A 20,229-nucleotide genomic window follows, 5' to 3' on the forward strand; every position below is an offset into this window, starting at 1 on the left:
TGAGACTCGTGGTGAAAGCTGAGACGTCAGTCTAACCGAGCAAACGCCGCCTCGACGTCACCCTCGAACTGCGAGAGCAGTTCGCGGGCCTCGGCTTTCGTCTCCTCGTCGACCGGGACGTGGACCATCCCCTCGTCGGGTTGGCCGTAGACGACACTCGCGCCGATCGGCGCGGCGACGATGGCCGGCAGCGTCGCGAGGTCCTCCTCGCCGTCGACGAAGATGACCGTCGGGTCGGCGGCGTCGAGCGCCGTCACGAGCGCGTCGAGCAGCGCCTCCGAGAGCGTTGCCGGCGGGTTCTCGACCTCGATACGGTCGGCGTCACCGTCGAGCACCTCGGCGACCGCCTCGTCGACGGCGTCTCGCTTCGTCTTGCCGTCGATGACGGCGACGTCGGGGTCGCGGTCGGCCTGCCTGAGGTGAAAGGTGACGACGTCGCCGACGGCGACGATCGGTCCCTCCGTCTGGTCGGCATCCCGAAGCAGGTCCACGGGGTCGGTGTAGACACGACCCATCGGCTCTTTGAACGCACCACGGAGATCTGCGGGGAGTCGGAGCATCACCGAACCTTGAGCGCGTAGCCGCCGGGTTCGCTGACGTTCATCTCGGTGGCGACCTCGCTCTCCTCGGGGTGGGTGATGACGACGTAGCCCGCCCAGTCCTCCGTCAGACTCGACGACCCACAGCTGTCGCACGTCTGGGCGTCGGGGTCGTTGATGTAGTGACACTCACGACAGGCTTTCCGCTTCTTGGCCATCGCTTACCCCTCCGTACTGGCCTGGCGCTCCTCGCGCTTCTCCTGGAGCCAGCCGTGCTTGCCGAGACCGGGCTGTTTGGCCGTGAGCCCGATCTTGGAGTCTCGCGGGTTGCGCTCGTCGATGCTCTTCGTGACGATGCGCACGCGGACGGCGTCGTCGACGCCGAGCGTGTCGTTTGAGTCCGTCGACGCGAGCTGCTGGTTCTCACCGTCGTAGGCGAGATACTCGTCGGAGATCTGCGAGACGTGGAGCAGTCCGTCCACCGGACCGATGCCGACGAACGCACCGAACTCGACGACCTCGACGACCGTCCCGTCGACGACCTCCTGCATCTGCGGGTCGTAGGTGATGGCGTCGAACTCCGCCTCGTAGTAGACACCGGGACGGTTCGGGAGCACCGATCCCTCGCCGATGTCTTCTACGTTGACGACGCTGACGATGCTGCCTACGTCCTCGTCCATGCGCCCTTCGAGTTTGTCCTGGAGCAGTCGCTTGACTCGCTGGGGAGTCACGTCCGCCAGATCTCGTGGCGGCACCTCGACCGTGTCCTTGAGTCGTACCTTCTTATACATATCCTCGTGTTATGGCTCTGTTACCGCGAGTGTGTTTCGCCCCCTGACCCCGACGACTCGAACGTCACGTTCGAGCAGTCGGTCCTGCAGGGGTCGGTCGTTCGTGACGACGCAGTCGCACTCGCCGCGGTCGGCGAGTTCGACGATGGCGTCGTCGGCGTACGATGCGTCCGTCTCGACCACGCGACAGTGGCGGGACGCCAGGTCCGAACCGACGCTGGCGGCGACGCCCTCCTGACCGTTCGACCCCGCGGCGAGCTTCTCGAGTTCGTCGAGCACCGCACGGGGAGTGACGAGGTCGGGCGTGCCGAACAGCCGGTCGAGTTCGTCGAACACCCGCACGTCGAGTTCGACCGGCATCATCAGCGCGTTCGTGTCCATGGCGACCGTGACCATCTACTCTTTCAGCGTCCCGATACCGATGAGTCGCCAGCGCGCGCCGACGCGGCGGTTGATGGCGATCTTCGCACCGAGAGGTGCACAGACGGGACGTTTGAGTTTGACCTCACACTCACCCTCGCGGGCACTGGTGACCGCACCGACGGTCGTCGCCGTCCCGACAGTGAGCATGAGCGGTTCGCCCGTCGAGATCTCCTCGATCTCGTCGTCGCCGCCGACGACCCGCTCGAGCAGGTCGACGTCCATCTCGAAGGTGTGCCACGTCGGCGGGAGCGTGCCGGGCTTGCCGGCGACCTGTCCCGCGAGAGCGTCACCCTTCGTGAGGCTCGGGTCGAGTCCGGTGCCGACGCCGAGCAGTCCGCCCGGGCGGACCTCGTCGACCTGCTTGCCGCCGGCCTGCAGCGACCGGATGGTCGTCGTGATCGGTCGCCACTCCGACTGGCCGCCCTCTTCGACCTCGCGGCCGGGACGGAGTTCGATCTCGTCGCCCTTCGTGAGCTTACCCTCGACGAGCGAACCGCCGACGACGCCACCCGTGAGATCCTCCCACGTCGTGCCGGGGCGGTTGATGTCGAAGCTGCGCGCGACGTACATCCGGGGGTCTTCGGACTCGTCGCGGTCGGGCGTCGGGATCTCCTCCTCGATGGCCTCGATGAGGAGGTCCATGTTGACGTCCTGCTGAGCGCTGATGGGAACGATGGGCGCGTCCTCGGCGACCGTTCCCTTCACGAACTCCTTGATCTGTTCGTAGTTGTCGACCGCGCGGTCACGGTCGACGAGGTCGACCTTGTTCTGCGCGATGACGATGTTCTCGATACCGATGATGTCGAGCGCCATCAGGTGCTCTTCGGTCTGCGCCTGCGGGACGTCCTCCGTCGCAGACACGACGAGCACGGCCCCGTCCATCAGGGCGGCACCCGAGAGCATCGTCGCCATCAGCGTCTCGTGACCGGGCGCGTCGACGAACGACACCGTCCGCAGCACGTCCGTCTCGACACTGTGTTCTTCGCACGTTTCGTCTACTGTGAAGCATTCGGGCTCGTCCGCCTCTGGACAGCGGCGGAACGTCGCGTCCGCGTAACCCAGTCGGATGGAGATACCGCGCTTCATCTCCTCCGAGTGCTGGTCGGTCCACGACCCACTGAGCGCCTGGACCAGCGTCGTCTTCCCGTGGTCGACGTGGCCGACGAGTCCGATGTTCACCTCCGGTTGTTGGGGATTTTCCGTCACCATTGACCTCCTGAGAGTAATCTTGGGGAAGTTTCGCCCCGAACGCGTGATAAAGTTGCTGTTCTCGTATCGGTCACGGCCTCGCTACGTCGCGTCACACGGTGACAGACCCCGCTCTCGACGTCGCTTCCGCTGACTCGAACGACACGGACTGGCACGATACAGTCAAACACACACCGACGCGGTATCAGCGTACCGGCGTTCGAGCCGTCGGCAGCGCGAGGCTTTTCTCCCGCCCAATCCAACGTCCGCCGTGTCCGAGTTCGGGTTCGAACTGGCGCTCTGCACGCAGCTCGAGACGACGACCGACGCGGTCGTCGCCCGTCAGCTCGGCGGCAGCGTCGCCGACCCCGGACGCCGGGTCGTCGACGTCGTCCTCGTCGGGCGCGGCCCGGCGTTCGACGCCCGAACCCGCATCACCGACAGCCGGATTCCGACGCTCGCCGTCGAGAGCGACGTCGGCGTCGGCGGCGCGGTCTACTGGAAAGACGCCTTCGACTGCCACCCCGAGAGAGCGAGAGAGCTCACCGACCGGGCGCTCTCGGTCGGCTTCTTCGAGCGCGAACGCCGCGGCGGCCGCGAGTACGTCCGGCAGACGGTGCGGTATCCGGACTGGTTCTCGACACTCACCGCCGTCGAGAACAAACCCGACCTCGGGACGCCGGGCGACCTCGAACGGCAGCTCCGGACCGACGCGAGCCTCGGCCTGTTCGACGAGGTGGTGTTGGCCACCGAGAGCTACGTCACCCGTGCCCACCTCAACCGGATCCCCGACGAGGTCGGCGTCTGGCGGTTCGACCCCGAGACGGGCGAGCGAGAGGTCGTCCGCGAGGCGGCGCCGCTCGCCATCGAGTCGATCGGCGTCGAACTCGGCGAGCGCCACGCGCTCCGGACGGACGTCGCCTTCGTCGACGCCGACTCGAAGGCGCGGGCGCGCCGCCGCGTCGCCGAGAAGGCCTACGGGAAGGGGTGGCGGAGCTACGACCTCCCGGCCTGTGCGCACGCGACGGCGACGGCCGACGGTCGCCCCTACTGCGACCAGTTCGACCGGGTCGTCGACCCCGGTTCGGAGTGTGGCGCGGCGTGTGCGGCACACGTTCCCGCCGATCCGCCAACGGCCGACCTCGACGCGCTCCGGGACGAACGGTCGCCGTGGGTCGCCGACCCGGCAGGCGTGGCGCGTCGCCAGTCGGGACTGGATCGGTTCCGGTGAGACGTCACGGGGAACGCACGACGTCGAGTCACAAAACTCATATCTCGGCCACCGGACCGGGCAGACATGCGAACCCGCCTCTCGGTCCTCTGTCTCGTGGTCCTCCTCGTCGGCACCGCCGTGCTCCCCGCGGTGACCGCGCAGTCCGACGACGCCGACGCGCCCGGCATCTGCCAGGCGACGGCGACGGAGTCGCCCGAGACGATGACCGTCGTGAGCGTACAGGGTGCGAAGTTCGACGGCGAAGACGCCGGGAAGAAGCCCGCACGCCTCGTCGGCGTCGGTGCCGACGGCGCGGTGAAGTGGGTCCAGCAGTCGGGGGCCAACCAGGGTGTCACCTGGGGGTACGACGTCGACCCGCTGGAGAACGGCAACGTGTTCGTCACCGCGACGATGAACAAGGGGACGGTCGTCTACGAACTCGACCCGCAGACGGGTGAGACGCTGTGGTCCGAGCGCCTCGACACGCACGACACCCACGACGTCGACCTGCTCTCGAACGGCAACCTCGTCGTCGCAGACATGCGCAACTACAACGAGAGCACCGGGGAGAACGAGGACCGCGTCTTCGTCTACAACCGCACGACCGACGAGGTGGTCTGGGAGTGGCAGTTCGACGACCACTACGGACCCGAGGTCGGCGGTAACTACTCGGACGACTGGACGCACGTCAACGACGTCGACCCCGTCGGCGACGACCAGTATCTCCTCTCGCCGCGGAACTTCGATCAGGTGGTCCTCGTCAACCGAACCACGGGGAACATCGACCTGCAACTCGGCAGCGACGGCGACCACGACGTCCTCCGGAAGCAGCACAACCCCGACTACCTCGAGTCGGAGGACGGCACGCCCACGTTCCTCGTCGCCGACAGCGAGAACGATCGCATCGTCGAGTATGAGCGGACGGCGGACGGCTGGAACCGCACCTGGCGCGTCGGCAACTCCTCGGTGTTCGACTGGCCGCGCGACGCCGACCGCCTCGAGAGCGGCAACACGCTTGTCACCGACTCCAAGAACCACCGCGTCGTCGAGGTGACGCCCGACGGCGAGGTCGTCTGGGAGTTCTACTCGCCGTGGCTCGTCTACGACGCGACCCGCCTGCAGGTGCCGGAGTCCGGCGGTCCGACGATGGCTGACCTGAACGCCAGCGAGCGCGTCACGCTGAAGAACGGGACGCCGCGCGAGAACGCCGACCTGACCGACTGCGACGAGGCGCTGACGAACTTCGAGAACAGCTACTGGCAGGAGAACCGCGAGAACGCCAGCACGTCGACGGCGACAGACGGCGACAGTGGTGGCGAGGACATCTCCACCAGTATCGTCGAAGACGAGAACGACGGGCTCACGGGCGTCACGAGCGACCTCGACTCGTTCGTCGTCGGTGCGGCGGCGCTCCTGCTCGGTCTCGGTGCGGCGGCGCTCCGCACCCGCGACTGAGAAGAGTCAAAGACCCGTTTGACATTACGGAACGGCTTATTCCTTCGATACCGTCGGTCGGCATATGCGACGAAGCCCTCCACTCTCGACCACCGCAGTCGCAGCCATCGCGATGGTCGCACTGCTCGTCGGCACCGCCGTCGGGGCCGGCGTCTACGCCGTCGCCGGCCCCAGTGACGGTCTCGCCGTACAGGCACCCAGTTCCGGCCCCGGTTCGTCAGGGTCCGGGGCAGCCGCTACCGACGAGACGGCCACCACCGCCGACGTCGCCGCCTTCGAGTCGGCCGCAGCGTTCAGAGACTATCTCGACGCGGCGGCAGCGCGCGGCGACGGCTCCCACGGCACCCGGTTCCTGAACAGCCCGCGAGCGACCGAGACCGTCGCCGTCGACGACACCGCCACGATGACCGCTGCCCCGACCTCGACACCGCAGGCGACCGCCGTGGAAGCCGAATCGACCGCTGCCGACGGGAGTGCAGGCGGCTCCGGCGGCTCCGACGTCGAACGCGTCTCCGGCACGAACGTCCAGGTGACCGGCATCGACGAACCGGACGTCGTCAAGACCGACGGCGAGTCAGTCTACTACGCCCGGGGGACGCGCCACGGGTTTCACCCCGGCAAACGGGGTGGCGTGACGCTCCTGAACACCTCCGAACCAGTCTCCCCCGCCCTGGCCGGCGAAGTCGATGCCTCCGGACAACTGTTGCTCTCCGGTGACACGCTCGTCGTGCTCTCTCACGAGTCCGTCGTCGCCTACGACGTCTCCGACCGCGAGAACCCCGAGGAACGGTGGTCGAAGCAGATTTCGGGGCGGCTGCGGACCGCTCGCCTCTCCGACGGACAGCTCTACCTCGTGACCGTCGACGGCCTCGACTACGACTCGCCCTGTCCGGTCCAGCCGTTCGGCGAGCGCGACGTCGAAATCGCCTGCACGCAGGTGTACCACCCGACCGACCCCGTCCCGGTGGACGCGACCTACACCACCACCGCTCTCGACCCTCAGAGCGGCGACGTCGCCGACTCGGTCTCGTTCGTGGGCGGACACGACTCGACGGTCTACATGTCCGGCGAGTCGCTGTACGTCACCTACACCGAACCACCGGAGTATGGGCGCGTTCACCTCGATTTCCTCCTGTCAGAACAGCGAGACCGGCTGCCGAATTCGGTCGTCGACCGCCTCGAACAGCTCCGTGAGTACGACCTGAGTTCGCGGGCGCGCTCTATCGAGACCGACCGCGCGCTCGGCGAGTGGTACCGGAGCCTCGACGACGACGAACGCCACGAGGTCCGAACCGAGTTGGCAAACGAGTGGCGAGAGTACCTCGACGACAACAAACGCGAGTTGACGACGACGGGCGTCGTCGAAGTCGGCGTCGACACCACCGGCGAGACGCCGAGCCTCGGCGTCGCAGGCGTCGGCAGCGTCCCCGGCGTGCCACTCAATCAGTTCTCGTTGAGCGAACATGACGGTAATCTCCGCATCGCGACGACTATCGAGGCACGCGGTACCGAGAGCGAGAACGACCTCTACGTGCTCGACGAGCAACTCGACGTCGTCGGCGAGGTCCAGGGAATGGGCCTCGACGAGCAGATCTACTCGGTGCGCTACGTCGGCGACACGGCCTACGTGGTGACGTTCAAACGCATCGACCCGTTCCACGTGGTCGACCTCTCGGACCCCGAGAATCCCGAGCTGAAGGGGGAACTGAAGCTCCCGGGCTTCTCCTCGTATCTCCACCCGCTCTCCGACGACCGGGTGCTCGGCGTCGGCGAGGAAGATGGTCGAGTGAAGGCCGTCGTCTTCGACGTCTCGAACCCCGAGAATCCGACGGTCGAAGACGACTACGTGCTCGACGAACGCTGGTCGGCGATTCGTGAGAGCCACCACGCCTTCCTCATGGACCGCAAGCACGGCGTGTTCTTCCTGCCGGGACGAGACGGCGGCTACGTCTTCGGCTACGAGGATGGACTGGAGCTGAAGAAGGTCGTCGGCGTGGAACGCGCCCAACGAGCCATCTACCTGAACGACTATCTCTACGTGTTCGGTCAGTCGGAGGTGGTCGTCGTCGACGAGACGACCTGGGAACGCGTGGTGACCCTGGAGTTGCCGGCGATGGAGTATCGGCGGGACGTGGTCGAGCCGTCCAGCGAGTGACGGGCGCCTCGACGACCGACGCGACTACTTGACCTCGTTGTACATCTCGTCGATCATCTCGTCGAGGTCCGGGTTGCCGCCGCCGGGCTGCTGCGGCGTGTAGCTGAACTCCCCGTTGCCGTCGGGTGCCTCGCCCGTCGTCCACGGCTGCTGGGGGTCCTCGCGTTCCTCGTGAGCGGTGGACATGAACGTGTAGTTGTACTCTTGATTCTCTTTCGACTGGTCGAAGCTGTTGGGGACGGGGCGGTGCTCGCCGAGCGCCTCCAGGGCGGCGTGCCACTGGTTCTGGTGCATCGTGTCCCGGGCGATGAGGTACTCGAGCATGTCTTTCATTCCGGGGTCGTCGGTGAACTCGTACAGTCGAGTCGCGAGCAGTCGCCCGGTGGACTCGGCCATCACGTTGGCGTACATGTCGGCCGCGAGGTTGCCGGAGGCGACCACGTAGTTACCCGTGAACGGGACGCCGTTGCTGTCGACGGGCATCGCGTGGAGCCCGGCCGAGAGCGCCTGTCGGGGCTGGCCCGAGCGCATCATCTCGTCGATCACCGCGTCGTCGCGCGCCGCCTCGCGGGCCTCGTCGGACGCCCCCTCGAGGTTCTTCGAGACGGCAGTCGCGAGCATCTCGATGTGACCCAGCTCCTCGGTGGCCGTCTCCATCAGGAACTGTCGGATCTCCTGTTTCTCCGCCGGGACGGCGAACGCCTGGAACATGTACTGCAGGGCGACGCGCATCTCCCCCTCCGCACCGCCGATCGCCTGCTGGAGCATCTTCGCGAACTGGGGGTTCGGCTCCTCGACCTCGACCTCGAACTGGAGCTCGTCGTCGTGGTAGAACATTCGATCGAGGCGACAACCGCCACGGCAATATCGGTGTGCGAACCAGTATCACTACCCGGTTGAGGTACAGTTTTCGGCGTCCGGACGTGGAAAAGCGGTCTGGCTGTATTCCCCTGCAGTTCTCCTTCGACCGCCTCCTCTCCTCCGACGAGCGCTCGCCGATCGGCGTCGACGCTGCCGGGACACGGATCGTGACGACCCAACGCTGATGACACCGACCCGAGAAGATCGGTCGTGTCCCGTCGACCGCCCTCCTCGACCGCTGCCGCCGGCCTCGTCCTCCTCGCCGCCCTCCTGCACACTGTCGCCGCAGGAGTCCTCTGGACGTGGTTCGGTTTCGACACCGGCGTCGCCGGCGACGAACCGTTCTTCGCGTACGTCGCCGTCGGCGCGGTCCTCCTCGGCGCGCTCCCGGCGGTCGCCGTCGCGACGAGGCGACTGCGCGCTCCCGCGCTCGTCGTCGCGGCGGCGTTCACGCTCTCGGCGTACGGAACGTGGTCGATCGTCGACTCGGGACTGACGCCCGTCGACCCGACGCCGTTCGGCTGGTATCTGCTCGGGTGGCCGCTCGTCGCCGTCGCCGCGCTGCTCGTCGGCGGTGGTGAGTACGGACTCCGCCGATATCGTCGTTCACCGACTGCACAGGTGAGAGTAGACGACACCGATATCGACAGGTGACGGTGACCGAGACGAGAGATTCTTCCGTCACACTATCTCCGGACTGTCGTGGAACAACGGTATGAGAACTCGTAGCATAGTTGGGCGTGGAGGGAGCCACCGATGGCAGAAGCCACACCGAGAGCCGAACAGCTCGTGAGAGAGTACGTGGAGATCTGGAACGAACGAGCGTACTCGAAGATACCCGACGTCGTCTCGGAGTCGTTCGTGATGTCCGACCCGGCCGCACCCGAGGAAGGCGTCCCAGGTCCCGCGAGGGAGGTCCACGGTCCCGACGGGTTGGAGGCGTTCGTCCGGGGAGTGGTAGACGGGTTCCCCGACTTCCGAGTGACGGTCGGCGATCTGCTCTCCAGCGACGACCTGGTGATGTACGAAGCGGAGATAACGATGACCCACGAGGGAGAGTTCGGTGGAATCCCGCCGACTGGACGGGCGGTCGAGGTCGGGGAGATGTCCACGTTCCGGGTCGTAGACGGTAAGATCCAGGAACACCGTGCGTACTTCGACCAGCAAGAGATCTACGAACAGCTCGGACTGACAGAGGATTGAGAGTGGCACGTCACCGACGACACCGCTGTCCTCGGCACGCGGTTCCGGTCGTCGTCAGCAGGTTTGGACAGATCCTCTGCCGCTCACAGTTCGTACTGCTCGCCGTCGACGGCGAGCGGTTCCTCGAACGCCTCCTCGACCGGGTAGAAGTGGGCGGTGTGGACCAGCCGTGTCGTCGCCGCGTCCAACTCCGCGGCCAACTCCAGTGCACCCTCTCGGGTCATATGTTTCGTGCCGAACGTCCGCGGGACGCCCTCGTCGTTCTCGTGGCGGCCGCCGATAGGGTGGTACTCACAGAGCGACGCCGGGACGATCCCGTCTGCGAGGAAGAGATCCGGATCCCGCAGGGCGTCGCGTGACTCCGCGGGGACGTCGTAGCTCGTGTCGCCCGACAGCGACAGCTTCGAACCGGTCTCGGGATCCTCGACGGTCAGACCGTAACAGACCAGCGGCGGGTGGTCGACGGGGACGAGCGTCACGTCCAAGCCGCAGATCCGCCGGGTCTCGAACGGCGTGACGTCGTGGACCGTGATGCGGTCGAGATAGTCGTACTTCGTTCGAATCGTGTCGGCGACGCTCTCGCCGGTCACGGGGTCGACCTCGTCGGCCGCGTAGACGGGCAGGTCGTCGAACAGCCGGTAGGCGTTGCCGAGGCCGTCGAGATGGTCGAAGTGGATGTGCGAGATGACCATCGCGTCGGGCAACGGCACGTCGTGAGTCAGAAACTGGTGGCGGAAGTCGGGGCTGGCGTCGACGAGCAACGACTCGGCCGTCCGCTCGTTCTCGACGTGGACGGAGAACCGCGAGCGCTCGACGTCCCGACGACGGGCCTCGGTACAGGTGTCGCAGTCGCAGCCGACGGTCGGCGTCCCCGTCGTGTCGCCGGTGCCGAGGAGCGTGACCCGCATCGGTCAGTGGTCGTGCGAGTGATCGTGGTCGTGGTCGTCGGAACCCCCTCGCCCGTCGCCGGCGACCTGTGCCCCCTCGCCGTCGATCATGTCCATGTTCTTCAGGTTGTCGCGTTCCTCGAAGTCGTCGACGGCGTCGAGGATGTCCTGTTGAGTCAGCTCCATCCGTCCTTCGGTGAGCGCCTCGAGCACTGCCTCCCGGAGCACCATCCGGAGGTCGCTGCCGGTGAGTCCCTCCGTGCGTTCGGCGACGGCCTCGGGGTCGAAGTCGGCGATCTCCATCTGCCGAGTGATGACCTGGAGGATGTCCGCGCGCATCTGCCAGTCGGGCTTCGGGAAGTTGACGATCTCGTCGAACCGCCGCCACGCCGCGGCGTCGAGTTGGTCGGGATGGTTGGTCGCGCCGATGAGCAACACGTCGTCGCGGATGAGCGAGATGTCGTCGATAGACTTCAGCAGCGTGTTGACCGCGCGCTTCAGCGCCGCGTGTTCGTCGCTGCGGCGGGTCTTCGCGACGGAGTCGAACTCGTCGATGAAGAGGATACACGGCGAGAGTCGCTTGGCCACCTCGAACGTCTTCTCGACGTTCTTGGCCGTCTCGCCGAGATACTGACTCGTGATCATCGAGAGTTTGACCTCGACGAACGGCATCCCGAGTTCGTGGGCCAACGCCCGCGAGATGGTCGTCTTCCCCGTTCCCGGCGGGCCGACGAACAACAGTTTCCCGATCTCGCGCAGGCCGATCTGTGCGAGGTAGTCGCGGTGCTCGATGGCGGTGACGATCTTCCGTATCTCGCCCTCCTGGTCCTCGGTCAACACGAGGTCCTCGAGCGTCATCTCGATCTCCTCGGGAGCGCGGACGTGGACGAGATCGAGCATCTCGGCGTCGCCCTCCTCGTCGGTGTCGAAGTACTCCTCGAGCAGCGAGTCGATCCAGACGCGGTCGGCCTGGATCGGACGGTTCTGGTCGCGCGCGTCCTCGTGGGTCACGTCGACGTCGTCGCGGTGTTCGACCGTGGCGGCGATCGTCGGGTTCGCGGCGATATCGTCGTCGTCTGCACGGTCGAGGAACCAGTCGAGTGCCATCTCGGGTTGCGTGAGCGAGAGTTTGCCGGAGAACTCGGTCCGCTGAGTGAAGAGCAGATCGGACACCGCCTCCCACGGATGTTCGACACCCGTCGCGGTCCGCGCCGTGTCCTCGGTCGCCGACAACGGTCGCTCGATGGCACCGTCCTTCCAGAACACCTGCCGGTAGCGAGGTGGCAGATCGTTCTCGTCTAGGTCCCGGTTTTCCGTGTAGAGGTGAGCGCTCAGAAGGAACTCGACTACCTCGAAGGCCGGGTCAGTCATCCGTGCAAACTTCCTGCCACAGAATCTTAAGACCGTCGAAGCGACGGAGACGTGACGCGACCCGAAGACGACACCACGGTCGGCCGACGCGAGACCACTCGCGTGCTTCACGAGTGGACGATCGCTCGCCGTGGCCCGCGCACCGGAACCGCTCCGGCCGTAGTACTCGGTTACGGAACTCGCGAATCGAGTGAACGAACGGGCAGAAAAACGTTGGAAAACCGGACGGAGTAGATAGGTTAACTCCTTAAATTTCCTTGTAAACCGGACACACAGTCGTAGAACCGGGTTCTAATTTTGTTTCTTCAACGATTAGCGTTTTACTACTCGATTCAGTCGAGTTATGACGTGAGAAGATACACAATCAGATCCACTAAGCGCATATTATCGGACGATCGTCACAGAATCTGTCACGGTCGTTCAGGAGTGGTCGCCGGTGGGTGACCCAGTCGAGACGACCTGCATGCGGTGTGCGGTCGGTTGTGGGCACGTCCACCGCGGCGCGGATATCGGCCACGGACTGGACGTCGTCCGCGGGGACGCCGCGCATCCGGTCAACCGGGGGCTCGCCTGTGGACGAGGCATCCGCGAGACGGCCGACCCCGAGGGCGAGTGGCTCACCCGCCCGCTCGTCCGCAAGGACGGCGACCTCGTCCGCGCGACGTGGGAGGACGCGCTCGACCGCGTCGCCGACGCCGTCGGGGGTGTCAGCGACCCCGACGACGTCGCCATCCTCGGCAGCGGTCAGCAGACGAACGAAGCGGCCTACGCGCTCGGCAAACTCGCCCGTGGCGGCGTCGGCACGCGCAACTACGACGCCAACACGACGCTGTGCATGGCGAGCGCGGTGACGGCCTACTACGACGCCTTCGGCAGCGACGCGCCGCCGCCGACCTACGACGACGTCCCCGAAGCGCAGACGCACGTCGTCTGGGGGGCGAACCCCGCGGTCGCCCACCCCGTGCTGTTCCGCTGGATCGCGGACTCCGCAAGCGACGACGACAGTCGCCTCGTCGTCGTCGACCCCGTCGCGAGCGAGACGGCGGAGGCCGCAGCCCACCACGTCCAACTCGCTCCGGGCGGCGACTTCGCGCTCGCTCGGGCGGTGCTCGCCCGTCTCGTCGAGAGCGGGGGAGTGGACGACGAGTTCGTCGACGCCAACACGGACGGGTTCGCCACCCTCCGGGAGTCGCTCCCATCGGTCGAGGCGGCCGCCGAGGAGGCCGGCGTCGACGTCGAGACGGTCGACCTCCTGGCGACGGCGTTCGACGATCAGACGCTCGTCTACTGGGGGATGGGCGTCAACCAGAGCGTCCGCGGCACCGCGACGTCGCGGGCGCTCGTCGACTGCTGTCTCGCCTCCGGGAACATGGGCCCCGGTTCGGGACCGTTCTCGCTCACGGGCCAGGCGAACTCGATGGGGACGCGCGTCTGCTCCTCGAAGGGGTCGTGGCCCGGCCACCGGACGTTCACCGACCCCGACCACCGTCGTCGCGTCGCCGAGAGGTGGGGGGTTCCGGTGTCCGACCTCCCGGACGACGCCGGCCCCGGCCCCGTCGGCATCGTCGACAGCGACCCCTCGGTCGTCTGGACCGTCGCGACCAACCCCCTCGCCGGGTTGCCGGACGCCGCGGCCGCTCGCGAGGCGTTTGAGGACGCCTTCCTCGTCGTCCAGGACGCGTTCCGCACCGAGACGGTCGAACTCGCCGACGTCGTCCTTCCGGCGGCGACGTGGGGCGAGTCCGACGGGACCGCGATGAACATGGAGCGGACCGTCTCGCGGATCCGCCCGGCGACGGGACTCCCCTCGGGCGTCCGCACCGACCTCGACATCGTCGCCGGCGTCGGCGCTCGCGTCGCCCCCGAGCTCTTTCCGGCACCGACGCTCGACCCCGAGGCGGTGTTCGACGAGTTCGCCGCGTTGACCGCGGGCACCGACGCCGACTGCTCGGGCATCGGTTACGATCGTCTCGACGAGGAACTCGCCGTCCGCTGGCCCGCACCCGACGCCGAGTCCAGCGGCGGCTACCGCTACTACGACCCCGAGACGGAAACGTGGCAGTTCCCCACGCCGACGGGACGAGCACAGTTCTCCGACTATCGGAGCGAGGAGACGCTCGACCTCCCCGAAGCGACGAGCGACGACTACCCGCTCACTCTGACGACGGCCCGCGAGGCAGACGGCTACAACACCGGCGTCCGCTCCCGCGGCGTCGACGACCCCGGCCCGGTTCCGGCGCGGGTCAACCCCGAGACTGTCGAGACGTACAGCGACCAGCTAACCGACGACCGGACCGTCCTCGAGTCGCCGCGGGCGAGCGTCCCGGCGGCCGTCGAGGCTGACGACGCCGTCCCGGCCGGGATGGTCTGGCTGCCGATCCACCATCCGATGACCAACCACCTCACCGTCGACGCAGTCGACCCCGAGTCCGACGAACCGAACTACAAACAGTGTGCCGTCCGCCTCGTCGCACCCGACCCCGAGGGAGGGACGGAGACGAGGGACGACACGCCCGCTCCGACCGGCGACCCGCTCGCCCCGGAGGTCCGCCGATGAAGATGACCAAGTGGCGGACGCTCGTGCTCGCGACGATGGCATTCAACCTCTCGTTTCTCATCTGGTTCTCCTTCGCTCCCTTCACCGGACCGATCGCCGACGAGTTCGGCCTCTCGCTCACCGACCTCGGCATCCTCGCCAGCGCCGCCATCTGGAGCGCGCCGCCCGGCCGCATGCTGACGGGGTGGCTCTCCGACCGCTACGGCGCGTCGTCGGTGTTCGCCATCGTCCTCGCCTACGTCGGGGTGTTCAGCATGGCGAGCGCCTTCGCCACCAGCTACGAGGTGTTCTTCGTCGAACGGCTGGTCGTCGCCTCGGCGGGCATCACCTTCGTCGTCGGCATCCAGCACGTCGCCCAGTGGTTTCCCGAGGAGCAGTTGGGAACCGCCGAAGGCATCTACGCGGGCATCGGCAACGCCGGTGCAGCGGGCGGGGCACTCGTCCTACCGCGCGTGTTCGGCCAGTGGAACGGCCCGCTGTTCGACACCGGGTGGCGCGCCGCGTTCTTTTACACCGGCGTCGTCGCGCTGCTGATGGCCGTCACCTACTACGTCGTCGGCCAGGACGCCGTCACGGAGAGGAAGGCAGAGGAGACCAGCGACTCGGCGACGCTCTCCTCGTGGGTCCACGTGGCGACCCGCTACGGCGTCGTCGCGCTCGCGCTCGGCTACGTGATGAGCTTCGGCCTCGAGATCTCGATGAACGGCTGGCTGCCGACGTACTTCCGCGAAGGGTTCGGCTCGAACCTCGTCGTCGCCTCGACGTTCGCGGCGACGTTCTCGCTGGCGGCCGGACTCCTCAGACCGATCGGCGGCTACGTGAGCGACTGGGTCGTCCGGACGGAGACGGACATCCTTCCCGTCTTCACCGGTCGCTACCGCGAGCAGTGGACCGTCCTCTGCATGGGGTTCATCGTCACGGCGATGGCGGGACTGACGCTCGCCGGCCAGACCGGGAGCGTCCTTCTGACCGTCGGCGTCGGCTTCCTCGTCGGGATGTCCTGTGCGTTCACCGAGGGAGCCATCTTCGCGCAGGTGCCGGCGATGTTCCCCGAGCGGTCGGGCGCGGCGGCGGGCGTCGTCGGCGGCATCGGCACGTTCGGCGGCATCGGCTTCCCGCTGGTCTACTCGTACGCCGCAGAGGTGGGAGCCATCCACAGCGGCTACGCCGTCGTCGCCGCCATCATGGTGCCCATCGTCCTCCTGAACGCCTACGTCGCCCGGCCGGAGATCGCCGAGCGCGCCCACGTCGACGGCTTCTTCGGCGAGAGCAGTGGCTCCTACAGCACGAGCGATGACTGAGGATGGACGGATGAGACCGGACACCGGTCGTACCGGTGTCATCGTCGCCGGCGGTCGGTCGACCCGGTTCGGCGGCGTCGACAAGGCGACCGTCCGTCTCGACGGCGTCCCCCTGCTGCGACGCGTCGCCGAGACGCTCGACCCCGCCATCGACGAGATCGTCGTCAACTGTCGGCGCAAACAGCGACCCACCTTCGAGACCATCCTCTCGGGACTCGACGTCGGGTTCGCCGAGGACCCCATCCTCGACCGTGGTCCAGTCGCCGGGTTGCGGACCGGTCTGCAGGCGACGACGGCCGAGTACGCGGCGGTCGTCGCCTGCGACATGCCGTTCGTCCCGACGGCGTTTCTCGACCACCTGTTCGCCGCGGCGCGCACGGACGCCGGAGCCGTCCCCGAGGTCGACGGCGAGCGCCAGCCGTTCCCCGCCGTCGTCCACGTCCGGGCGGCACAGACCGCCTGCACCGACGCCTTCGTCCACCGGGCGGGACGACTGTACGACGTGTTCGACCTGCTCGGACCCGTCGTCGTCCCCGAGCGAACCGTCGCAGCCTACGCCGACCCGGCGGCGTTCCGGAACATCAACACCCGTGCCGACCTCCGCGACGCTCGCGTGAGCGTGTGAGAAGCCACGGCCGGCCCGTCGAGAGTGGCCGGCTGATCCGCCGAGTGTCCGAACCCGACCTCCGACCGCTTTTTCTTCCCGCCGTGGACTGCTCCAGTTCCTCCGGTCGTTCGCTCCCGATCCGACCGTCTCTCACGCGCGACGTCCCGCGGCGACGACTACTCGAGAAGTCGACTACTCTGTTCTGTAACTACGTACAGAAACGAAACGTACGTCGAAACGAACGACTGATATTTGGACGAAGTACGTCCTTATATCCCTCTAATCCGCTATTAAAGTGACCGTCCGACGAATGCGTGAGAGTATTTTTTGAAAATTCCAACGATTACTATTATATGCTTTTGTTGAGCATACTTTAACCGTGAATTACGCTATGCACGTTTCGGTTATCAGTTCAAACGTAGACAAACGTAGAGAGGTGTTCGGAGACGATGGCGCATAAGAAAGAGACGTATAAGGAGGAGTTGTACGGCGACGCGGTCCGGGAGAAGATCCTGGAGTTCGCCGAGGAGGGGTTCGACTCGATTCCCGAGGACGAACACGACGAGTGGTTCACGCGGTTCAAGTTCTGGGGCGTCTTCCACCAGCGGAGCGGTCAGGAGGGCTACTTCATGATGCGGTTGACGAACGCGAACGGGCGGCTGAAGCCGGGACAGCTCCGGGCCATCGGCGAGGTCGCCCGCGACTACTGTACCGGCCCCGCCGACAACCCCGAGTTCGGCAACGGGTTCGTCGACCTGACGACGCGGCAGTCGATCCAGCTCCACTGGGTGCGACTGGAGGACATTCCCGCCATCTGGGAGACGCTCGAATCCGTCGGCGTCACCACTCGGTCGGCCGGCGGCGACACGATGCGTAACATCTCGGGCTGTCCGGTCGCCGGCCGCGACAAACACGAGCTCGTCGACACTCGACCGCTGCTCGAACGCTTCCGCGAGGAGCTCCGCGGCGACGACGAACTCGCCAACATGCCCCGGAAGTTCAACATCAGCGTCACCGGCTGTCGCGAGGGCTGTGCACAGGACGCCATCAACGACGTCGGGGTCGAGCCGGCGTTCAAGATGGTCGACGGGGAGGCGACGCTCGGGTACAACGTCCGCGTCGGCGGCGGTCTCGGCGGGAAGAAACCCCGGAAGGCGCGCTCGCTCGACGTCTTCGTCACGCCCGAGGAGGCGTACGACGTCGTCCGCGGATTCGTCGAACTCTACCACGACCACGGCGACCGCGACGTTCGCTCGAAGAACCGCGCCCGGTTCTTCGTCGACGACTGGGGGACCGAGCAGATCCGCGACCTCCTTCAGGAGGAGTACGTCGACTTCGAACTCAGGAGTGCCGGGACCGACGTCCGCGAGGAGTACAGCTACAACGCGGGGCGGCCGCCCGCCGAGGGGAAGGCCGACCACGTCGGCGTCCACGAGCAGAAGGACGGCGACTACTACGTCGGTCTCTCGGTCGCCGTCGGCCGCCTGACCGCCGAGGACGCCGTCGAACTGGCCGACCTCGCCGAGGAGTACGGCTCCGGGGAGGTGCGGCTGACCCGGCGACAGAACCCGCTGCTGGTCGACGTCCCGGAGTCGGAACTGGACGACCTGCTCGCCGAACCGCTGCTCTCGAAGCACACGCCCGAACCGAACCCGTTCCAGCGCGGCGCGATCGCCTGCACGGGGACGGAGTTCTGCTCGCTGGCGCTGACGGAGACGAAGGCGCGGACCGCCCGGATGCTGCGGTGGCTCCGTGACAACGTTGACCTTCCCGAGGACGTCGAGAACGTCCACCTCCACTACTCGGGCTGTACGGCCGACTGCGGGCAGGCCAACACCGCCGACATCGGTCTGCTCGGGATGCGCGCCCGCAAGGACGGCGAGATGGTCGAGGCGATGGACGTCGGCGTCGGCGGCGGCGTCGGCGAGGAGCCGAGTTTCGTCGAGTGGGTGCGCCAGCGCGTCCCCGCCGACGAAGTGCCGGGTGCCATCAAGAACCTCGTCGAGGCGTTCGCCGCCCACCGTGAGGACGGACAGACGTTCCGCGAGTGGGTCGACGTGACGGGGACAGAGGCGCTCGTCGAACTCTGCGAACCGGAGGAGACAACGTACGACGACCCGTATCTGACCGACGCCAAACAGTCGTGGTACCCCTTCGAGGACGACGAGAGCGCGACGGAGGCGGCGGAGACGCCCGCGGACGACTGACCGTGGCGGACTCTCGTGACTCCGCACCGCCCGAAACGAGCGAGACGACACGCGACGGCACCGCTGCGTCGGCCGAGCCGTCGTCGTCGACGCAACACACCTCGGCCGACGTCGCCCCGGAGCTGTTCGAACCGTAAGCAGGCGTGGTCGTCTCCGCGGTCGGGTCGGCGGTTCGGCGTCCGATAAACGATAAACTGTTTTCGGTGGGTTTCCGGTTCTCTGTGGGTTTATCATGCTAGACCTCCGAGGGGGAAATATGCCAACGCCAGTCATCGCGAAAGCGTACCGAACCCCGCAAGGGAGAGGCGGCGGCGTCTTCGAGGACGTCCGCAGCGAAGACCTCTCTATCGCCCTCATCAACGAGATCCTCGCCGAGACCGGCCTCGACAGCGACGACGTCGACGACCTGATGTGGGGCGTCGCCCAGCAGCGCGGCGAACAGGACAACAACGTCGCCCGCGTCATCGCCCTCCTCTCGGATCTCGGTGAAGGCGTCCCGGCGACGAGCATCAACCGCTGGTGTGCCTCCTCGATGCAGGCGATCATCAGCGCCTCCGACGCCATCGCCGCGGGCAACCGCGACTGCGTCATCGCCGGCGGCGTCGAGAACATGTCCCGCGTCCCGATGGACGGCGACTCCTACGAGCATCTCCACCCGCAACTCTCCGAGGAGTACAACATCTTCCAACTCCAGATGGGGATGACCGCCGAGAAGGTCGCCGAAGAGCACGGGGTGAGCCGCGAAGCACAGGACGAGTACGCTCTCCGCAGCCACCAGCGGGCCGCCGCCGCGACCGACGAGGGTCGCTTCGACGACCAGATCGTCCCCATCGAGACCGAAGAGGGGACCGTCAGTGAGGACGAGGGGATCCGTCGCGACACCTCGATGGAAGTACTTTCGGACCTGTCGCCGGCGTTCACCGGCGACGGCTCCGTCACCGCGGGCAACTCCTCGCAGATCTCCGACGGCGCGGCCGCGGTGCTCGTCACGAGCGAGGCGTTCGCGGAGGAACACGACCTCGAGATTATGGCGAAGGTGGGCACGAACAACGTCGCCGGCGTCGACCCGACGGTGATGGGGATCGGTCCGGTACCGGCCACGGAAGGCCTGCTGGAGCGAGCAGGACGCTCCATCGACGACTACGACCTCGTCGAACTGAACGAGGCGTTCGCCAGCCAGTGTGTCTACTCGCGGCGCGAACTCGGTATCGACGAGGAGAAGTTCAACGTCAACGGCGGTGCCATCGCCCTCGGCCACCCGCTCGGCGCGTCGGGCGCACGGCTCCCCGTGACGCTCGTCCACGAGATGATCCAGCGCGACGTCGAGCGCGGTCTCGCGACGCTCTGTGTCGGCTTCGGTCAGGGTGCGGCGATCGAGCTCTACCGATAGCGGTTCTGCGTCGCCCCTCTCGGACGACGGCGCAGACGGTCGGCCACGACGCATTAGTGTCGGTCGGCTGTACTTCGCGAC

Annotated in this window: 20 protein-coding genes; 12 read left to right on the forward strand and 8 right to left on the reverse strand. The window is 66.8% G+C overall.

The features are described 5' to 3' along the window. Window positions 1-26: 26 nt before the first annotated feature. The 5 genes from BSG17_RS14655 to BSG17_RS14675 are packed head-to-tail and all read right to left on the reverse strand — an operon-like array spanning window position 27 to window position 2,962. Window positions 27-560 carry a GTP-dependent dephospho-CoA kinase family protein gene (locus tag BSG17_RS14655; RefSeq protein WP_089825386.1) on the reverse strand — a complete coding sequence of 178 codons (534 nt, stop codon included), beginning with the start codon at window positions 558-560 and terminating at the stop codon, window positions 27-29. After that, window positions 560-757 carry a transcription elongation factor subunit Spt4 gene (gene spt4 / locus BSG17_RS14660; protein WP_089825387.1) on the reverse strand — a complete coding sequence of 66 codons (198 nt, stop codon included), beginning with the start codon at window positions 755-757 and terminating at the stop codon, window positions 560-562. The genes BSG17_RS14655 and spt4 overlap by 1 nt, the downstream gene beginning before the upstream one ends. Before the next feature lie 3 nt (window positions 758-760). Then, entirely contained in the window at window positions 761-1,330 is a 570-nt protein-coding gene (locus BSG17_RS14665) for a DNA-directed RNA polymerase (protein WP_089825390.1), read from the reverse strand. A 9-nt stretch (window positions 1,331-1,339) separates the two neighbouring features. Continuing rightward, window positions 1,340-1,711, reverse strand: coding sequence for a PIN domain-containing protein (locus BSG17_RS14670; RefSeq protein WP_089825624.1), 372 nt, complete (start codon window positions 1,709-1,711; stop codon window positions 1,340-1,342). Window positions 1,712-1,726: 15 nt separating this feature from the next. After that, the gene (locus tag BSG17_RS14675; RefSeq protein ID WP_089825392.1) at window positions 1,727-2,962 is read right to left on the reverse strand and encodes a translation initiation factor IF-2 subunit gamma; all 1,236 of its coding nucleotides are present in this window, start codon (window positions 2,960-2,962) and stop codon (window positions 1,727-1,729) included. 250 nt (window positions 2,963-3,212) lie between these two features. Here BSG17_RS14675 and BSG17_RS14680 point away from each other — a divergent pair, with 250 nt between their 5' ends. The 3 genes from BSG17_RS14680 (at window position 3,213) to BSG17_RS14690 (ending at window position 7,764) form a co-directional block, all read left to right on the forward strand. Beyond that, window positions 3,213-4,172 (forward strand): DUF5787 family protein, encoded by a 960-nt coding sequence (locus tag BSG17_RS14680; RefSeq protein ID WP_089825394.1) that lies wholly within the window; start codon window positions 3,213-3,215, stop codon window positions 4,170-4,172. A 66-nt stretch (window positions 4,173-4,238) separates the two neighbouring features. After that, complete coding sequence (locus BSG17_RS14685) at window positions 4,239-5,609, forward strand: aryl-sulfate sulfotransferase (protein WP_089825396.1); 1,371 nt, start codon at window positions 4,239-4,241, stop codon at window positions 5,607-5,609. 64 nt (window positions 5,610-5,673) lie between these two features. Then, complete coding sequence (locus BSG17_RS14690) at window positions 5,674-7,764, forward strand: beta-propeller domain-containing protein (RefSeq protein ID WP_089825397.1); 2,091 nt, start codon at window positions 5,674-5,676, stop codon at window positions 7,762-7,764. Between the two features lie 24 nt (window positions 7,765-7,788). On the opposite strand, the gene BSG17_RS14695 is transcribed toward BSG17_RS14690, so the two are convergent. Continuing rightward, window positions 7,789-8,601, reverse strand: coding sequence for a manganese catalase family protein (locus BSG17_RS14695; RefSeq protein ID WP_089825399.1), 813 nt, complete (start codon window positions 8,599-8,601; stop codon window positions 7,789-7,791). An 86-nt stretch (window positions 8,602-8,687) separates the two neighbouring features. Between BSG17_RS14695 and BSG17_RS28290 the strand changes: the two genes are divergently transcribed. The 3 genes from BSG17_RS28290 (at window position 8,688) to BSG17_RS14705 (ending at window position 9,828) form a co-directional block, all read left to right on the forward strand. Continuing rightward, window positions 8,688-8,810, forward strand: coding sequence for a hypothetical protein (locus BSG17_RS28290; protein WP_280141182.1), 123 nt, complete (start codon window positions 8,688-8,690; stop codon window positions 8,808-8,810). 25 nt (window positions 8,811-8,835) lie between these two features. After that, window positions 8,836-9,279, forward strand: a complete 444-nt coding sequence (locus BSG17_RS14700; protein WP_089825401.1) for a hypothetical protein — start codon at window positions 8,836-8,838, stop codon at window positions 9,277-9,279. Window positions 9,280-9,381: 102 nt separating this feature from the next. Further along, a complete protein-coding gene (locus BSG17_RS14705; protein WP_089825403.1) occupies window positions 9,382-9,828 on the forward strand; it encodes an ester cyclase in 447 nt (148 codons plus the stop codon). 83 nt (window positions 9,829-9,911) lie between these two features. On the opposite strand, the gene BSG17_RS14710 is transcribed toward BSG17_RS14705, so the two are convergent. Together BSG17_RS14710 and BSG17_RS14715 are read right to left on the reverse strand one after the other, a co-directional pair. Beyond that, the gene (locus BSG17_RS14710; protein WP_089825405.1) at window positions 9,912-10,736 is read right to left on the reverse strand and encodes an MBL fold metallo-hydrolase; all 825 of its coding nucleotides are present in this window, start codon (window positions 10,734-10,736) and stop codon (window positions 9,912-9,914) included. A 3-nt stretch (window positions 10,737-10,739) separates the two neighbouring features. Then, entirely contained in the window at window positions 10,740-12,086 is a 1,347-nt protein-coding gene (locus tag BSG17_RS14715; RefSeq protein ID WP_089825406.1) for an ATP-binding protein, read from the reverse strand. A 463-nt stretch (window positions 12,087-12,549) separates the two neighbouring features. Between BSG17_RS14715 and nasA the strand changes: the two genes are divergently transcribed. The 6 genes from nasA to BSG17_RS14740 all read left to right on the forward strand — a co-directional run bounded on the left by nasA (window position 12,550) and on the right by BSG17_RS14740 (window position 20,148). After that, entirely contained in the window at window positions 12,550-14,643 is a 2,094-nt protein-coding gene (gene nasA / locus BSG17_RS14720) for an assimilatory nitrate reductase NasA (protein WP_089825408.1), read from the forward strand. A gap of 2 nt (window positions 14,644-14,645) precedes the next feature. Then, window positions 14,646-15,944, forward strand: a complete 1,299-nt coding sequence (locus BSG17_RS14725; protein ID WP_089825626.1) for an MFS transporter — start codon at window positions 14,646-14,648, stop codon at window positions 15,942-15,944. 10 nt (window positions 15,945-15,954) lie between these two features. Continuing rightward, the gene (gene mobA, locus BSG17_RS14730) at window positions 15,955-16,569 is read left to right on the forward strand and encodes a molybdenum cofactor guanylyltransferase (RefSeq protein ID WP_089825410.1); all 615 of its coding nucleotides are present in this window, start codon (window positions 15,955-15,957) and stop codon (window positions 16,567-16,569) included. Between the two features lie 431 nt (window positions 16,570-17,000). Beyond that, on the forward strand, window positions 17,001-18,758 hold the full coding sequence (locus BSG17_RS14735; RefSeq protein ID WP_089825412.1) for a nitrite/sulfite reductase: 1,758 nt from the start codon (window positions 17,001-17,003) through the stop codon (window positions 18,756-18,758). A gap of 2 nt (window positions 18,759-18,760) precedes the next feature. Next, complete coding sequence (locus tag BSG17_RS28295) at window positions 18,761-18,895, forward strand: hypothetical protein (protein ID WP_280141183.1); 135 nt, start codon at window positions 18,761-18,763, stop codon at window positions 18,893-18,895. Window positions 18,896-19,014: 119 nt separating this feature from the next. After that, window positions 19,015-20,148 (forward strand): thiolase family protein, encoded by a 1,134-nt coding sequence (locus BSG17_RS14740; RefSeq protein WP_089825414.1) that lies wholly within the window; start codon window positions 19,015-19,017, stop codon window positions 20,146-20,148. Window positions 20,149-20,229: the final 81 nt, after the last annotated feature.

The organism is Halogranum amylolyticum, assembly GCF_900110465.1.
Taxonomy (GTDB): Archaea; Halobacteriota; Halobacteria; order Halobacteriales; family Haloferacaceae; genus Halogranum; species Halogranum amylolyticum.

What these genes read in the sequence shown, in the direction of transcription:
- BSG17_RS14655 (WP_089825386.1), bottom strand. Translation starts at nt 560, where the DNA reads ATGCTCCGACTCCCCGCAGATCTCCGTGGTGCGTTCAAAGAGCCGATG.
- spt4 (WP_089825387.1), bottom strand. Translation starts at nt 757, where the DNA reads ATGGCCAAGAAGCGGAAAGCCTGTCGTGAGTGTCACTACATCAACGAC.
- BSG17_RS14665 (WP_089825390.1), bottom strand. Translation starts at nt 1,330, where the DNA reads ATGTATAAGAAGGTACGACTCAAGGACACGGTCGAGGTGCCGCCACGA.
- BSG17_RS14670 (WP_089825624.1), bottom strand. Translation starts at nt 1,711, where the DNA reads ATGGACACGAACGCGCTGATGATGCCGGTCGAACTCGACGTGCGGGTG.
- BSG17_RS14675 (WP_089825392.1), bottom strand. Translation starts at nt 2,962, where the DNA reads ATGGTGACGGAAAATCCCCAACAACCGGAGGTGAACATCGGACTCGTC.
- BSG17_RS14685 (WP_089825396.1), top strand. Translation starts at nt 4,239, where the DNA reads ATGCGAACCCGCCTCTCGGTCCTCTGTCTCGTGGTCCTCCTCGTCGGC.
- BSG17_RS14690 (WP_089825397.1), top strand. Translation starts at nt 5,674, where the DNA reads ATGCGACGAAGCCCTCCACTCTCGACCACCGCAGTCGCAGCCATCGCG.
- BSG17_RS14695 (WP_089825399.1), bottom strand. Translation starts at nt 8,601, where the DNA reads ATGTTCTACCACGACGACGAGCTCCAGTTCGAGGTCGAGGTCGAGGAG.
- BSG17_RS14705 (WP_089825403.1), top strand. Translation starts at nt 9,382, where the DNA reads ATGGCAGAAGCCACACCGAGAGCCGAACAGCTCGTGAGAGAGTACGTG.
- BSG17_RS14710 (WP_089825405.1), bottom strand. Translation starts at nt 10,736, where the DNA reads ATGCGGGTCACGCTCCTCGGCACCGGCGACACGACGGGGACGCCGACC.
- BSG17_RS14715 (WP_089825406.1), bottom strand. Translation starts at nt 12,086, where the DNA reads ATGACTGACCCGGCCTTCGAGGTAGTCGAGTTCCTTCTGAGCGCTCAC.
- nasA (WP_089825408.1), top strand. Translation starts at nt 12,550, where the DNA reads ATGCGGTGTGCGGTCGGTTGTGGGCACGTCCACCGCGGCGCGGATATC.
- BSG17_RS14725 (WP_089825626.1), top strand. Translation starts at nt 14,646, where the DNA reads ATGACCAAGTGGCGGACGCTCGTGCTCGCGACGATGGCATTCAACCTC.
- mobA (WP_089825410.1), top strand. Translation starts at nt 15,955, where the DNA reads ATGAGACCGGACACCGGTCGTACCGGTGTCATCGTCGCCGGCGGTCGG.
- BSG17_RS14735 (WP_089825412.1), top strand. Translation starts at nt 17,001, where the DNA reads ATGGCGCATAAGAAAGAGACGTATAAGGAGGAGTTGTACGGCGACGCG.
- BSG17_RS14740 (WP_089825414.1), top strand. Translation starts at nt 19,015, where the DNA reads ATGCCAACGCCAGTCATCGCGAAAGCGTACCGAACCCCGCAAGGGAGA.